This is a genomic window from Gemmatimonadaceae bacterium (assembly GCA_036496605.1).
Classification (GTDB): domain Bacteria; phylum Gemmatimonadota; class Gemmatimonadetes; order Gemmatimonadales; family Gemmatimonadaceae; genus AG2.
This window is the reverse complement of record DASXKV010000016.1, coordinates 1-15,454: the sequence shown is the minus strand read 5'-3', so window position 1 is coordinate 15,454 and position 15,454 is coordinate 1. Positions and strand designations below refer to the sequence as shown.

The following is a 15,454-nucleotide window of genomic DNA, read 5'->3' as shown; positions in this document are numbered from 1 at the left end:
CGGCGCGCCATGATGCTCTCCTTGCTTCGCATCCTTCGTTGGGGGCGTAGACCCCAGACCGGCCTAACGGCTGGCTGGCTGGTGTGCGCCCTCATCGGGGCGCTCTCGGCGATTTTCCTGTCGCCGAGGGCGTCGCGCGCGCAGACGCCTGCGGGAACGCAGATCGTCAGCATCACCATACTCAATTTCGTCGGTGCGAACGGACTTCCGTATAACACTGCCGATACTCTCACGATTCTGGTTGGGCAGATGGGCGGCGCGGATGTCGTGCCGCCGCGCAGCGTCGTCACGGATCCGTCGACGACGGTCACCTTTGCGCATACGGTTTCAAATATTGGAAACGCGCTGGACGGCGTCTCGGTCTCCGCAGTCTCGCGATCCGCCTGGGCGACGCGCGTCTACCTCGACGTCGACAAAAGTGGAACGCTCACCGCCGGCGACCTGTTGCTCGCATCTCCGATCCCGCTCGCGATGGGTGCGTCGGCTTCGGTCCTCGTACAAGAAGACGTGCCTGCCTCCGCGGTACGCGGCTCGACCGACAGCATCGACGTTCGCGCGACGAGCAGCTTCGATCCAACCGCGAACGATGTAATTGTCGACGCGACGAATATTCGCGCGGCAGGAATTCGCGTCGACCTCGCCAAATCGGTCGATCACACCACCACGACCGTCGGCGATGTCGTGACGTACACGATCTCGTACGTCGCGGTGGGCGCGGGCACGGCGACGGGGCTCGTTGTCAGAGACACGATTCCGGCGGGAACCACCTATGTGCCAGGCACGCTCCGCCTCAAGGGCCAGGCGCTCACGGACGCGTCCGACGTCGACGCCGGCTTCTTCGACGGCGCGAACAATGTCGTTTCAGTGGCCGTCGGCAACGTTGCCGCGGGGCAGAACGGCACCGTGAGCTTTCAGGCACGCGTCAACAACGTGCCCGCACAGTACGTGATCACCAACGTTGCAAACTCGAGTTACGGGACGCCAATCGGACCCGATAGCAGTATCTCCGCGCCGGTGCAGTCGACATCGGTACTTCCCCAGATCGCTCTCGACAAGCAACTCGTCGGACCGACGAGCGCGCACATCGGGCAGCTCGTACAGTATCGCATTCGATACACGAACGGCGCGCCTAACGTCTTCGCACGTTCGGTCGTCGTCGTCGACACGCTCGCGGCGGGACTCGACTACGTGTCGGCGGTCCCCGCGGCGACCGTCGCCGGTTCCGTGCTCACCTGGAACATGGGCGATCAGTCACCGAGCACCACGACCGACATTCTTCTCACCGTCCGCGTCGCGCCGACGGTGCAGGACACGGTGAACGTCCGCAACGGCGTCGGGCTCTCGGGCCGAAACGTCGCATCGGAATCGGCCACCGCCAGCACGCTGCAGATGATCGGCACCGCTTCGTACTCGTTGTCACTCGTCAAGCGCGCCGACGTCATCGAGGCTGGCATGGGCGAGAGTGTTCCCTATACGCTCATCGTCCAGAACACGGGCACCGCGCCGGTGTCGGGCATTCGCATCCACGACCACCTGCCGCCAGTCGGACGTTACGCAACGAGAAGCGCGATCGGCGCCGACTCGGTCGAGGTGGCCGTCGGTGGTCACGACATCATGATCTTCGTGCGAGGCACACTCGCACCGGGAGCAACGGCGACGCTTCGTTATGCGGTCGCCATCGTCGGTGCGGCCAAGGGCAAGATCATGGTGAACAGCGCGTACGCGAGCGCCGAGAACGAGTCGGTTCTCTCGCCGCGCGTCACGGCGTCCGTCAACGTCCGCGAGTCGATGCCGATGGAGACCCGTACTGCGTTCGGAAAGGTGTGGGCGGATCTCGATGGCGATGGCAAACAGGACGCGGGTGAGCCGGGCATCGAAGGCGTGGACGTCTGGACGGATGACGGCGACGTCGCGACGACGGACAAGGATGGGCGGTACTCGTTCCACAATCTGCGACCGGGACGTCACTCGTTCCGCGTCGATCGTGCTTCGGTCCCGACTGGCTTCGGCTTCGGCAGCCGCGCGGCAGAACAGGCGCAAGACGTCGCGGTCCGCGACGCGAGTGGCTGGACGACGCCGCGCATCGATTTCGGTCTCGTGGCCTCCGGCGGACGGCTTGTCGGGTCGCGCGCGGTGAAGACTGGCGAACTGGTGACGTCGTACCTCTGCCCGCATCTCGAGATGCGGCCGGCAAAGGACGTCGTCACGCAGCAAGGCGCACCTCTGGCGACGGATTCGGCGAAAGCCGCACAGTCCTCGGACAGGCCGGAGTGCGAGCCTGCGGACACGAGCTGCACGCTCTGTCTGCCGATCGATTCCGCGAGCGCACGGCTCGTTGCGCAGCACGCCGACGCACGGACCAGGGCGGAGGACTTCCCCGATGCCGGGAAGTTGCCGGCGGAATCCGACGTCGACGTCGTCTTACAGCCGCCTTTCACCGGCTGGCCCGGCGAGGGCACGATCGTTCTGCCTAACGGCTGGGCACCGGTCTCTGGATCCTCGTTCTTCGGCAAGAGTCATATCGCCGATCCGACGATCGGCCGCGACCGCACCGGCGCGCGCACGCTCACGTGGTCGCAGATTCCTGGACAGTTCGGGCTGGTGTCGGTGCGTCTCCATTCGTTGACGGCGACGCGCGTCGCCGACAGCGCTCGCATCGCATCGCTCCGCACAGCCGAGGATCGCGCGGCCGAGAAGCGCGCGTCGCTGACGCGTGGCGAGGGGATCGAGATCTTCGCGCCGCACGATGGCGTCGTGATGTCGAGCGACCACGTGTACGTCGGCGTGCGTGGCGAGCCGGGACGTCCAGTCGCACTCTACGACGGTGACTCACTGGTCGCGAACGCGACGATGCGCGTCGACGGCGTGTTCGACTTCATCGCCGTGCGTCTCGCACGCGGGCCGCATCGATTGCGCGTTCGACTTCTGAACTCGCTCAACACCACTCGTTGGGACAGCGTCGCGGTGCATGTGTCGGGATTACCGGCGCGATTCGAAGCAGACCGCCCGAAGCTCCGTCTCCAGGCCGACGGCAACACGATCGACAGCGTCCGCGTGCATGTGCTCGACAGCTGGGGCGTACCGGTCGTCGGCGGCGTGCTCGTGACGGTAAGCGCGGAAGGCGCGACGCCAGCCAATGTCGACGCGGATGCATCGTCGGTCGGCGTGCAGGTGCGCGCGGACGAATCGGGCACGATCACCGTGCTGTTGCGTCCCGGCCACGAGGTCCGCCGTTCACGGTTGACGTTCGTGGCGGGCGACGCCCGCGGCGAGCTGCCAATCGATATTCTGCCGGTTGCGCGACCGCTGATGCTCACGGGTGTGGGTCGCGTCGGCCTCGGCGCCAGCCCGGATGCCTTCGCCTCGCTCACCGCCAAGGGGCGGCTCGACGATCAGACGTCGTTGACGTTGAGCTACGACACGCGTCGTCTCGACGCGGGGCGTGATGCCTTTGCACGGACAAGGGACCCACTCGAGGAATCGCAGTATCCGATACTCGGCGACGCGAGCTTGCAGCGCGCGGAAGCAGCCTCTCGTTATGCACTCTCGGCGAAGGTCGAGCGGGGTTTCGACTGGGTGCAGCTCGGTGACGTCACGACGAGCGAGTTCGCCTCCGGTCTCGAGACCGGTGCGTATCGCCGATCGTTCTCCGGCGTCGCCACGCGCCTGACGACTGCGTCTGGTGGCGTGGTCGTTCAGGGATTCGGCAGCTCGACGGCGCAAGCCGTGCATCAGATGCAGATTCGCGGCGAGGGGGTCTCGGGGCCGTACATTCTCGCGTTAGGCATGGTTGCCGGCACCGATCACGTCGTGCTCGAGACGCGCGCGATCGACAACGCGCAACGCGTCGTGAGCCGGCAAGAGCTCGTACGCTTCGTCGATTACCAGATCGATTACGAGAACGGGACGCTGTTGCTCAAGCAGCCGCTTCCGGCGACCGACGTCTACGGCAATCCGGTGTACATCGTCGCAACCTTCGAGGCAGATGGGGGCGGCGCGCGCAGCACCGTGTGGGGTGCTCGTGCCTCGGCCGACGCGGCGCGCTATCTCTCGCATTCATCGCAGGACACGTTGCGGCTCGGCGCGATGTGGGTGCAGGATGGGCAGGCGACGGGCGTGCAGCACCTCGCCGGCCTCGATCTGCGCGCGGCGTGGCGCGGCTGGATCGACGTCGGCGGTGAGCTGACGCACTCGCAGAATCCGGATTCCAGCGGCGTCGCCGCCGCGGCGCACGGCTCGCTCAAGTTCTTCGGTGACGCACTGACGCTGCGCGGAACGTGGATGCAGATCGGCAACGGCTTCGCCAATCCCGCGAACCTGACGATGCAATCCGGCACCGAAGAAACGAACCTGGGCGCGAAAGCGAAGTTCGGCGCGACGGAGCTGCGGCTCGAGCACGAGGAGCAGCGCTTCGATGCGGCCGAGGTGTCGCGTGGACGTACGCTCGCGGGCGTCGTGCAATCGCTCCCGGCGAAGGTCAAGATCGAGTCCGACGTCGTGAACGATCGTTATACGACGACGAGCGCGACCGATGGCGCGATGGCGGGCGAGATGAAGGTCACCTGGACGCCGCTGCCCTCGCTCGATCTCTACAGCGATGGTCGGCGCGCCTTCGAGACGACCGGTTCGGCCGTGCAACCCGACTTCGTCGGTGCGGGCGCGACCTATCGTATCCTGCCGGGCGTCTCACTCGAGGCGCGCCACCGGCAGGTATTCCTCGGTGGCGATTCGGCGAATTACTCGATCACCAATCTCGGCGTGCGAAGCCGCATCGGCGATCACTCCGAGGCGTGGAGCTCGTATCAGATCGCCGGCGCGAATGGGGAGTACAACGCCGCGATCGTCGGGCTCAATAACCAGTTCCGTTTCTCGAACGGGCTCACGCTCAACGCGTCCGCGGAGCACCGTGAGGGTGTTGGCCACGCGTCGATCGCGGATCCGGTGCGCGCCCTGCCCTTCCTCCAGAACGAGGAGGACTACACCGCATTCGGCGTCGGCGCCGAGCTGCTGCCGTCGCTCAAGCCATATCGGCTGAGCGCGCGCGGCGAATATCGTGATGGGACCCTGCGCTCGGTACGGCTTCTCGATGCGTCGGGTGACATGTCGTTCGCCCGGTCGCTCGCGCTGCTTCAGAAGACGCAGTACACGCAGACGTCGCAGAGCGATGCGCTCTCGACGTTCAGCCGCAGCATGTCGACGATGACGGGACTCGCGTTCCGTCCGATTGGCGGCGACGCGCTGAATGCGCTGGCGAAGATTGAATATGTGAACGCGACGAATCCGCTGACGGCCGGGGTGCTGACGACGCGGGGCGACGAGGCGCGAACGATCCTGGCGCTCGAGACGGTCTGGGCGCCGACGCCGGTCGTCGAGGTCGCGACTCGTTATGCAACGCGCCGCACGGCGGCCCTGATCCCGCAGCTCGACGGGACGGTTTCACCACAGCGCTCTACCGCGGATTACATCGGCAACCGCCTTGGGGTCGACATCACGCCTTGGCTCGCGGCGCGCACGGAGACGCGTCTCTTGCTGGAGCACGCGAGCTCGACGGCGAGGTGGGACGCGGCGCCGCAGCTCGCGTTCAGCCGCGCCGGCCTGGAAGCGGCAGTCGGTTACCGCATCGGCGACCTGAGAGACCCCGACTTCAGTGTGAACGGCGGCCCGGGATGGTTTATCACGTTCGGCGCGAAGGTGACGGAGCGGTCGGCGAAGAGCGTCGCAGAGTTTTGGAGGGCGCGCCAATAGCCGAGCGGCGGCGCAGGCATCTACGGCTTGAACACGGACAAAGCAGGACAAAGCCGGACACGGCCGGACTTGTCCGGCCGTGTCCGTGTTCTAATAGTGGACGCTTATAACTCGTAGTGCTCAGCGACGCTCGCGGAGAACGCCAGTCACCTAAAATGAGAGTCCAGACGCGAAGTAGACCGAGACTTTCTTCGCCGCGACAAACAATCCGTCATCGTGGTACGGCGCGGCGACGCCGAAACGGAATCGGTACGGGGAGTCCCACGACAGCACGGCCGCACTCAGATTCAGCTCGGCGCCGTATGACGCAATCCATCGGTGCTGCGTGAGACCGTATCGATCGTCGAGCGCCTGCGTGCACACGAGCCCCGTGAGCGCGCCCGGGCACCAGGCGGAGCCGTAGTCGCTGAAGAAGCTGAGCGACGCGCGCTGGAGGAAGAACGGCAGCGTCGCGAGGCCGCGACCGGGCATAACGAGTGGGAGTCGGTACTCCGCGCTGCCGGCGACGGCGCGAGTGCCGAGGAGCGACGCCGGCTCGAAGCCGCGAACGCCGAAGTCGCGTGCTCCTTCGCCAACCGTATAACCGGCGATGATCGTGACCGGCGTCCCACTCGTCCCACCGACCTCGAAATAGTCGGTCGATCGATCGTCCCGCCAGCCAGCGGCGGCGCGCACGGCAAGCACATGATGCGCGAAGCCGGGCAAGTTGAGTGACTTGTAACCGGTGAGCGCCGCGACGGTGCTGAGTGTCGCCGAGTTGGCCAGGTCCGTGCGCCAGCGCTCCCGTGCCGTCGCGCCGATCGTAAACCCATCCTCCGGCGAGATGCTGTAGGGCGCCGCCTGGGTGCGGACATATTGAGCGCCAAGGAGAACGCGCGGGAAGACCCGGCTGCGGAAGATGCCCGTCGTGTCGATGAGCTGGAGCGTGCCATCGGGCACGCCGACGTATTTGTAGTTCTCGACGCCAGTGCCGGCAGTAACGACGAACGCGCTCCGGTAGCGCGGATGGATCCAGGAGGCGTCGAGCTCCGCGTCGTCGATGCGCCGCCGGATCGCGCCGACGACGTTCTGCTGCGGCGTGTTGTCGACGACATCACCGAGCCTGGTCCAGTCACGCGATGCAAAGAGATCGATGACGGGCAGTCCGAAGCCGGCATACGAGTATGCTAAACCGCCGGTGACGCCGCTGTTGTCGGTTGGTACCTGGAAGGCTGCGTCCCACGCGTGGCGGCGGATGATGTCGTTGGCACTCGTCTCGACGCCGATCCGCGGCTGTCCTGGATTCATCCCCTGGTTCAGCGAAGGCTCCCAGTAGCGCGGCACCAGCTGGCGCCACGGCGAGTACGGCCGCGCGGGCGACGAATCGATGCCGATCGCCGGCACCGACGTGGCGCCAGCCTGGGTGACGTTAGGTGTCGGCGGCGAAAAAAAGCAACACGGTGCGACGCCCAGGTGATATCCGTCGCCGCGCAACGAAACCGCGGCGATCTCGAATGCGGGCCGATCGGCCGTCAGCGGACGACTCGTTCGCTCGTGCACCACAGGCTCGAAGACGCCCGCGATGGAGTTGCTGATGGGGAACCCGCGTCCTTCGTCGAGGCTCATCACGTAGATCTGCGCCGTCCCGCTGCGATCGGAGGAGTAGAGGACGACCGAATCGGCACGCGCCCACGAGGGCGTAGCCTGCACGCTGTGACCGGTGCCAAATACCCGGAGCTCGCGTCCGGCGCTGTCGATGACGACGACCTCGGAGATGCCGCCGTAGCGCCAGCGAATGGCGGCGATGCGATCGCCACGGCTCGACCAGCGCGGCTCGTTCCACTGCTCGTTCAGGCCGCCGGACGTCAGTGGCGTGATACGGCGTCCGTCGGGAGAGACCCTAACGAGTCGCATGCCGCCCGGCACGGTCTGGACGGAGACGATCTCGCCGTCGCTTCGAACGTCAGGGACGGAGAGCCGCGCGCCCCACGTTAGGCGGCGCTCCCGTCCACCGTGCTGCACGTAAAGATCCGAGCGCACCTCGTAGGGCGAGGTCAACTCCAACTGCGCGTAGAGGAGTCCGCCGTCGGGCGTGCGCACCTGCGGCGACTCACTGTTGCGTCGTCCGATCCGCTCGCGGCGCCCCGCGAGGTCGACCGACCACGCGGCATAGACGTCGCGCCCCGAGGTGCCGGTGAAGGCGAGGCTACTATCGCCCAACCAGCGCGGGAAGGAGACGAGCACACCCTCGCGCGTGAGATCACGCCAACCAACGAGTGCCGGTGTCGACGGGTTCAGTTGGATGAGACTGCGAAAGATCGAGTCGCGCCATTCGCCGTACGCGCGGGAGAAGCTGACCCCGAAGCCCTGGCGCGCGGGCAGGTCGATCCAGAAGGGAATGATGTCGGCGCTGGCTTTCTCGACGAAGCGATGCACCGCGTCGGCGCCGCGCGTCTTGGAGAGATAATCGATGAAGAGCGAACCGTACGCGTACGCGGCCTCGCCGAAGGGGAACCGCGGGTCGGCGAGGCTCGCCTGGCTGAGGGAAGGAAAGCTGTGATCGACGGCGCTCGCGCGCGCGATCATGCGGTGCTCGGATCCTTCGATTCGTCCCGCGCCGGTGAAACGCGATTCGTAGTACACCGCGAGCCCTTCGGTCAGCCACGAGGGCGAGTACTCGTTAGGGAAGAGATACGGCGAGCGACCGAACAGATCCTGACCGATCTTCCAGAGTCCGCGCGTGCGATCGAGGTGGAAGATGTGCGTGAGCTCGTGCGTGATGACCATCGCGCCCCAGTCGTCGGTGAAGCGCAGCGACGAGCTCTGGATCGGCGGATTGGCGTAGACGACGATGCGATTGGTCGGGAATGGCGTCGCCGAGCCGTTGGAGTAGTCGGCGTCGTCGGAGATGAGGACGTCAATCGGTCCGCGCGGCGGATGGAGCTCCGAAGCCAGCTCGGAGTAGGCACGCTCGGCATCGACGGCGACGCGCCGAGCGGTTGGCTCGGTCGCGGCGGTGAAGTGGACGTAGAAGTGCGGGGTCCTGATCGTGTAGTACTTCTTGTTCGGCGAGACCTGGGCGTGCGCCAGTGACGCGAGCATCATTCCGACCAGCGTCGTGACAATCAGGTTTCTCATTGCTTCGCTAACCACCGAAAATACTCCTCCAATCCATCGACAATGCCTTGCGCATAACGAGCTTGAAACTCGGGCGTGCGCAGCGCGGCTTCCTGCTCCGGGATGATCACGAACGCGCCTTCGCTGAGCACCATCGGCATCCACGTCGGCCTAACGACGGCCAGGTTATCGTAGTAGACGCCGAGGTTCGGGAGACCCATCTGCGTCACCAGTCCGGTCTCGACGGTTCGCGCCAGGGGCTCGGAGAGCCTGTGAAAGAAGTACGTCCCGGATCCATTGCGTGCCGTGAAGGGATTGACCCCGTCGCCGTACGCGTTGAGATGAATCGAAACGAAGGCGTTGGCGTTCTCGCGGCGTGCAATGATCGGCCGCAGACCCAGTTCGACCGGGTCGTTCGTGGTTCGAGTCATGACCACCTTCGCGCCACGCCGCTCGAGCAGATCTCGCACTTTCTCACCAACGGGCAGCACCGCTTGTGCTTCGTAGAGTCCCGTCGGTCCGGTCGCTCCGATCGGCGGATGCCCCGGATCGACCGCGATCGTGAGCCCGCGAAGCGGACTATGCGCGTCGATCGTGGGCGAGCGCCTAACGCGGAGCACGAGGTTGCCGTCTTCCCAGAGCACCAGATAACCGTAGAGCTGCTGCCGGAGCGTGAGGTCGAGCTCCGCGCGATCGTCGAGGACCTGCTTCCACTCGATCGTGCGCAGCAGCGTGTCGTTGTCGGCGTAGTTGATGATGTCGGTGTTGGCGCGCGTCCCGTACAAAGTGACAGTGAGCGAGCGCGCGCCTTCGTCGACGACGTATGCCGGTCGTTCGCCGCCCTGGATCGGGATGACGACGTCGACCCATTCCCGCGTAGTCCGAACGCGCGCATTCAACGTCACGCGACGTGGCAACGGGGTACCGGACGGCACCGGCACGACGTCGCTGTCCGCCAGCCAGATCTCCAGACCGCTGTCGAGCCTGACACGCGTGAAGCCGGCCATCCGGCCGGTCATCTCGAGCGTCGTCCCCGGAAGCAGAAACCACTTGTACGTACCACCCGGCAGGGGCCGTCCGTTGATGACGCGATCGGTATCAGGACGAATTGGCGCCTCGCCGGCGCGCACCAGACGTGTTGAGAGCGTGTCGAAGAGATCGGGTCGAAGCAGGGCGTAGCGAAGCGTATCCGCTCCGCGCGCGACATAGAGCGTCGCGCCGTCGTGGAGCGATCGAGCGGCGATGTCTGCGGCGAAACCGGTACCCGCCACCGTGTCTCCGGGCGTCGCGACGAGCCACTGGCTCGACGTTGGCCATGCTGCCCAGACGCTTGCATTCGCCGGCGCGCGGACGGCAACGCGGACCCGTTCGTCGGGCCGAAGGAGCATCTGGCTCGTTGCCGGGGCCCGTGGCGTAATACTCGTGGTATCGACGGCGAGCGGCCCCGCGGGGCCGAGTGCCGGGCGAGGATCCTGAACGCGTACGGGGTGGGAGAGCCGCGCGGTGTCGTTGCCGGCGACGGCAACAAGATCGTAGCGTGGTGCCGTCGGCGACGGATTCGCCAGGAAGGCGAGGAAAGCGCCGTTTGGGTAGACCTTCGCCGGCGTGCCGTTGATCGTAAGCGTCGCGTGCCCGTTCCCGATCGATCCAAAGATGAAGTTCGAATCGCGCGATTCGATGAGGTGCTGAGCGGGCGGGTAGACGACTTTGATCGCGAGCGGCCCTTCGACCGTCGGCATCGCCGGCAAGGGCGGCGCCGGCGACGGCTCCTCACGTGGCGGCGGGGCGACAACCGATGTATCTCGGGCGGGCGCCGGCCTCGGCGAAACGACAGGCGCGGGCGAGGGCCCGCAGGCGACGAGCAGCAGCGCCGCGGCCGGGGGAAGGACACGCATGGGGTAAGGTTAGGGCGGTGTCGGGCCTGCGAGAAGGGCGCGTCGAGAGGGGCGCGTCGAGAAGGGCGCGTCGAGAAGGGCGCGTCGAAAGGGGCGCGTCGAGAAGGGCGCGTCGAAAGGGGCGCGTCGAGAACGGCGCGTCGAGAAGGGCGCGTCGAGAACGGCGCGTCGAGAAGGGCGCGTCGAAAGGGGCGCGTCGAGAAGGGCGCGTCGAGAAGGGCGCGTCGAGAAGGGCGCGTCGAGAACGGCGCGTCGCACATCGAGAAGGGAGCAAGGCGGCGCGAGAATGCTTCGCCGCGAGGGGAAATGGCGCCGTCGTTAAAACATCCCTGGCTTAGTGTGCGCCATGGACGACCGCGACCCGCTCCGAGTTGTCGACGCTGCTCGGCAATTTGGCCAGATGGTGATCGAAATGACGCAGGGCTTTCCGCGCGGCTCACCGTCCAGACTAAGAGCGCAGCTATCCGAAGCGGCGCAGTCAATCAGTGCATTGCTCGCCGAAGGACTAGGACGCGGCACGGCCGCCGAGAAGATTCGTTACTCGCGAATGGCGAATGGTTCGCTCGAGGAGAGCCAGGACTTTCTGCGCAAGTGTGTGAATCTGCACCTGATCGATCGAAAGACTTTTTTCAGGCTTTGGAATTTCTCTGTTGCGATTAGCCGGATGATTCTTTCGCTCATCGACTACTTCGAGCGGACAGCAGTCGTATAACGACACGGAGTTCGCCGCGCCGTCTTCGACGCGCCCCTTTCGACGCGCCCTTCTCGACGCGCCCCTTTCGACGCGTCCTTCTCGACGCGCCCCTTCTCGACGCGCTCTTCTCGACGCGCCCCTCTCGACGCGCCATTCTCGACGCGCCCTTTTCGACGCGCCCTTTTCAACGCGCCCCTTTCGACGCGCTTCGTTTGCTTTCTCGACCCCAAAGTTGCCCTTCCCTGGGGACTTTCCGTATATTCGCGCGCCATGAGGTTTTCCCGCCCTGGAAGGTGACGGTTGACCGCTTGCTCGTTCTGCGGGCGAGACAATGACGCGACCTCGCGCTTCTGTATCGACTGCGGAAAGCCGATGACGGCCTCGGCGGCTCAGGTCGGCGTCAAAAGTGGAGCGGCGACAGCCGGAGGTGACGCGACCTTGTCGCCGCCGAAGGTATCGGGCTCGGCGACGGCTGCGAGGACAGCCGTGCCGCCTGGAGCGTTGACTCCAAAAACTGCCTCTCCCGTGCGCACGGCCGTGATTCCGATGCGCTGTCCACGGTGCAACAAGAACGCGGAAAACAGCCTTCCCTTTTGTGGCTATTGCGGCACTCGCATCGCCCCCGCCGGTGCTGGAATGTGCGCTCAGTGTGGCGCGAGCTATCTGCAGGGCGTCGACCTCTTCTGCGCGCGATGCGGCAATCGAGTCGGCCAGCGCGTATCCGTCGAGATCGTGCGGAACAGCGTGCCTGGGTCGCCACCAGTGGCCGGGGGATCGCCCACTCAGGGGATCTTGGCGACGCGACGCGACGCACAACCTCGCCTGGCACTGCTCGACGACGAGGGAAGCATCGCCCGCGCGTACGTTCTCGAGCGCGGCGAGGCGGTCGTCGGACGCGGTGACGCCGACATTCGGTTCGAGAGTGACCCATACATGTCGCCGCTCCACGCGCGCGTCGAACAGCGCGCGGGTCAGCTCTGGCTGCGGGACCTCGGCTCTCGGAACGGCACCTGGCTCTTCATCGAGCAGCCGACGCGTCTGACCGATGGAGATCTGATCCTCATCGGATCGCAGATTCTACGCTTCCGCCGTCTGGGCTATCCTGGACCCCACCCGCCGGAAGCCGATTCGACCCGCCGCCTCGGCTCGCTCGTTCCCGCAGCCGACGTGGCGGTTCTCGAACAGCTTCGCGCCGATTCCAGCGTGCGGGACACCGTGCACCTCTCGCCTGGCCGGTCCATCTTGCTTGGCCGCGAAACGGGCGATTGGCTGTTCCCGTACGACCAGACGATGAGCGGCAAGCATGGCGAAGTCCGCTCGGAGGATAGCGAGTACTACATCCATGATGCCGGCAGCAGAAACGGCGTCGCCATGGCCGTCCGTGGTGAACGCGCGCTCCGGAAGGGCCAGCGAATTCTCATCGGGAACGAGATTCTGCGAGTGGAGAGCGCGTGAGCAGTTTGAAGATCTGCCCCCAGTGCGGAGCGGGATACGAGCTCGATCAGCGGTTCTGCCCGCAAGACGGCACGACGCTGCGACTCCAGAACGCGACGGGTGATCTCGTCGGCTCCATCGTCGCGGACCGATACCACGTGATCCGCAAGCTCGGCGAAGGCGGTATGGGCCAGGTCTATCTCGCCGAACATGTCAAAATGGGACGCAAGAGTGCGCTCAAGGTGATGAATCCGGCGATGGTGAAGGACGCCGATGCGATCAGCCGCTTCAACCGAGAAGCTGCCAACGCGAGCCACATCAATCACCCGAACGTTGCCGACGTCTATGACTTCGGTGAGACGCCCGACGGTATCATCTACCTCGCGATGGAATTCGTCGATGGTCCGCCGTTGACGAAGTTGATCGAGGACGAGGGGCCGATGTCGCCCGGCCGCGCGGCGTCGATCGTTCGTCAGGCGGCGGACGCGCTCTCCGTCGCGCACGACATGGGGATCGTGCATCGCGATCTCAAGCCCGACAACATCATGATCGCGCGCGATCGCGATGGCAGCGACGTCGTGAAGGTAGTGGACTTCGGAATCGCGAAAGCCGCGGATAACGCGGCGCAGAAGGTGACGAAGACAGGTTTGGTCGTCGGTACGCCGGAGTACATGAGTCCCGAGCAATTGGCGGGCGACAAGCTCGACGGACGGAGCGACATCTACGCGCTGGCGCTCGTCGCTTTCAACATGCTCACCGGGCGTCTTCCCTTCCCGGCGGAGACGGTTCAGGAATCGATGATCATGCGCCTGACGGAATCGCCGCGGAAGCTCGCGGAGATGCGTCCCGACGTTGCCTGGTCGGGCGAAGTGCAGGCGTGTCTCGACAAGGCGCTCGAGCGCGATGTCAGAGCGCGATATCAGACGGCGACGGATTTCGGACGGTCGGTCTCGAAGGCGCTCGAGCGTATGGCGTCGCCGGCGTCTGGCACGATGGTTCGATCTCTGGCAACGAATGGTGGTGACGGAGCGGAGCCGCGTACCTCGCTTCCCGCGACGCGGGTTGGCGCTGACCGTCCGGCGGTCGCGCCATCGGATGTCGCGAGCTTGGCAGCGGCCGAGCGGATGATCGTTGGGAGTCCCGTCAGGCGACGCCGGACTGCGATCGTGGCGTCCGCCGGGGGTGTGATACTAATCGCTGCGCTCCTGACCGCGGCGATGGTATATCGGCGCGACTCCGAGAAGTCCGCTGTTCGCGATAGTGTGACCCAGGTGGCCAGCACACCGTCCGACAAAGGGCTGCGGGATACGGCCAAGTTCTCGCAGCCAGTCGAAACGACGGCGACGCCACGCGGGAGCGCGCCAGGACTCGCCGACGTCGGCAAGATGCTCGATTCGCTCGAACAGATCGTGGAAGGCAGCGTGTCGCCTAACGAGGCAACACGCGTCATCCGTACGCTGGAGGAGATGAGCCTTCGCATCAAAGGAAATGAGCAGCTCGTGCACGCGGCGATCGTCGATGCGCTTGCAGAGGGCAGTCGCCACAACAACACGGCGGCATGCGTGGCATTGGGCCGCGTCCGCACGCTCGCGCCGAAAACGACGCGGGCGCGTCAGTTTGCATATACAGACAGCGTAGCCTGCTGAGCTCCCGTGTCCGTCAGCAATCCCTCCCTTCGCGCGATGAGCGACGCCCCGGCGGATCCACACGGTGATGTCTTCGTCAATGTGTTCGGGCGCACCGACGTCGGACGGACGCGCGAACATAACGAGGACGCGTTCGTCGTCGTGGACCTGACGACGGGCAACGCGACGCTGCAGCCCGAGGTCCGTCGGCACACCCTCGGTCCCAAGGGCACGCTCTTCATGGTCGCCGACGGCATGGGTGGCGCCGCCGCCGGCGAGATCGCGAGTGCCATGGCCGTCGAGGTCGTACTCGGCGAGATGCGCGAGAAGTGGATCGGCGGCGAGAGCTACGACGCGGAAGAGTTCGTGCGCGCGATCAAGCGCTCCACGGCGGCTGCGAATCACCAGATTCATACCTTCGCGGCGAGCCATAGCGAATATCGCGGCATGGGGACGACGGCGACGGTGGCGGGTCTGCTCGGCGACACGCTGTACGTCGCGCAGGTCGGCGACAGCCGAGCGTATCTCATTCGCGACGGCGTGGCGCGACAGATCACGAAAGATCAGTCGCTGATGCAGAAGCTGATCGAGGCCGGCGAGCTCACGGAAGAGGAGGCGGCGCAGAGTGAGCGGCGCAACATCATCCTGCAGGCGCTCGGCCCCGAGCCGCTGATCAAGATCGACCTGACGCATCAAGAAGTCCGGCGTGGCGACGTGCTGGTGCTCTGCAGCGACGGATTGTCCGGACAAGTCGGAAAGGATGAGATCGCGCGCGTCGTCACCGAGGCACCCGATCTCATCGTCGCATGCAAGCGCCTGATCGATCGCGCGAACGAGAACGGCGGGCCGGACAACATCACGGTGATCGTCGCGCGCTTCGAGGGCGATGGGTTGGTCGAGCCGGACGGTGAGGAGACCATTGGGCACGCGGTGTTCCCGCTGCCGGGCTCCACGACACCGTCGTC

At 65.7% G+C, this 15,454-nt stretch carries 7 protein-coding genes; 5 read left to right on the top strand and 2 right to left on the bottom strand.

Translation table 11 applies throughout. The features are described from left to right. The first annotated feature begins 9 nt into the window (after window positions 1-9). Window positions 10-5,745, top strand: a complete 5,736-nt coding sequence (locus tag VGH98_06000; protein HEY2375510.1) for an SdrD B-like domain-containing protein — start codon at window positions 10-12, stop codon at window positions 5,743-5,745. Window positions 5,746-5,895: 150 nt separating this feature from the next. Here the strand turns inward: VGH98_06000 and VGH98_05995 are convergent, their stop codons facing one another. Together VGH98_05995 and VGH98_05990 are read right to left on the bottom strand one after the other, a co-directional pair. Then, a complete protein-coding gene (locus VGH98_05995) occupies window positions 5,896-8,862 on the bottom strand; it encodes a hypothetical protein (GenBank protein HEY2375509.1) in 2,967 nt (988 codons plus the stop codon). Continuing rightward, window positions 8,859-10,736 carry an N-acetylmuramoyl-L-alanine amidase gene (locus VGH98_05990; GenBank protein ID HEY2375508.1) on the bottom strand — a complete coding sequence of 626 codons (1,878 nt, stop codon included), beginning with the start codon at window positions 10,734-10,736 and terminating at the stop codon, window positions 8,859-8,861. Before VGH98_05990 ends, VGH98_05995 begins: the two co-directional genes overlap by 4 nt. A 346-nt stretch (window positions 10,737-11,082) precedes the next feature. Here VGH98_05990 and VGH98_05985 point away from each other — a divergent pair, with 346 nt between their 5' ends. From VGH98_05985 to VGH98_05970, 4 genes are all read left to right on the top strand, one after another. Next, a complete protein-coding gene (locus VGH98_05985; protein ID HEY2375507.1) occupies window positions 11,083-11,448 on the top strand; it encodes a four helix bundle protein in 366 nt (121 codons plus the stop codon). Between the two features lie 618 nt (window positions 11,449-12,066). Further along, window positions 12,067-12,885 carry an FHA domain-containing protein gene (locus VGH98_05980; protein ID HEY2375506.1) on the top strand — a complete coding sequence of 273 codons (819 nt, stop codon included), beginning with the start codon at window positions 12,067-12,069 and terminating at the stop codon, window positions 12,883-12,885. Then, complete coding sequence (locus tag VGH98_05975) at window positions 12,882-14,510, top strand: serine/threonine-protein kinase (GenBank protein ID HEY2375505.1); 1,629 nt, start codon at window positions 12,882-12,884, stop codon at window positions 14,508-14,510. The genes VGH98_05980 and VGH98_05975 overlap by 4 nt, the downstream gene beginning before the upstream one ends. 36 nt (window positions 14,511-14,546) lie before the next feature. Next, the coding region (locus VGH98_05970; protein HEY2375504.1) for a Stp1/IreP family PP2C-type Ser/Thr phosphatase at window positions 14,547-15,454 on the top strand (908 nt) is incomplete at its 3' end.

Bases quoted from the DNA above. Each gene is read 5' to 3' on its own strand.
- VGH98_06000 (HEY2375510.1), top strand. From the start codon at position 10: ATGATGCTCTCCTTGCTTCGCATCCTTCGTTGGGGGCGTAGACCCCAG.
- VGH98_05995 (HEY2375509.1), bottom strand. From the start codon at position 8,862: ATGAGAAACCTGATTGTCACGACGCTGGTCGGAATGATGCTCGCGTCA.
- VGH98_05990 (HEY2375508.1), bottom strand. From the start codon at position 10,736: ATGCGTGTCCTTCCCCCGGCCGCGGCGCTGCTGCTCGTCGCCTGCGGG.
- VGH98_05985 (HEY2375507.1), top strand. From the start codon at position 11,083: ATGGACGACCGCGACCCGCTCCGAGTTGTCGACGCTGCTCGGCAATTT.
- VGH98_05980 (HEY2375506.1), top strand. From the start codon at position 12,067: ATGTGCGCTCAGTGTGGCGCGAGCTATCTGCAGGGCGTCGACCTCTTC.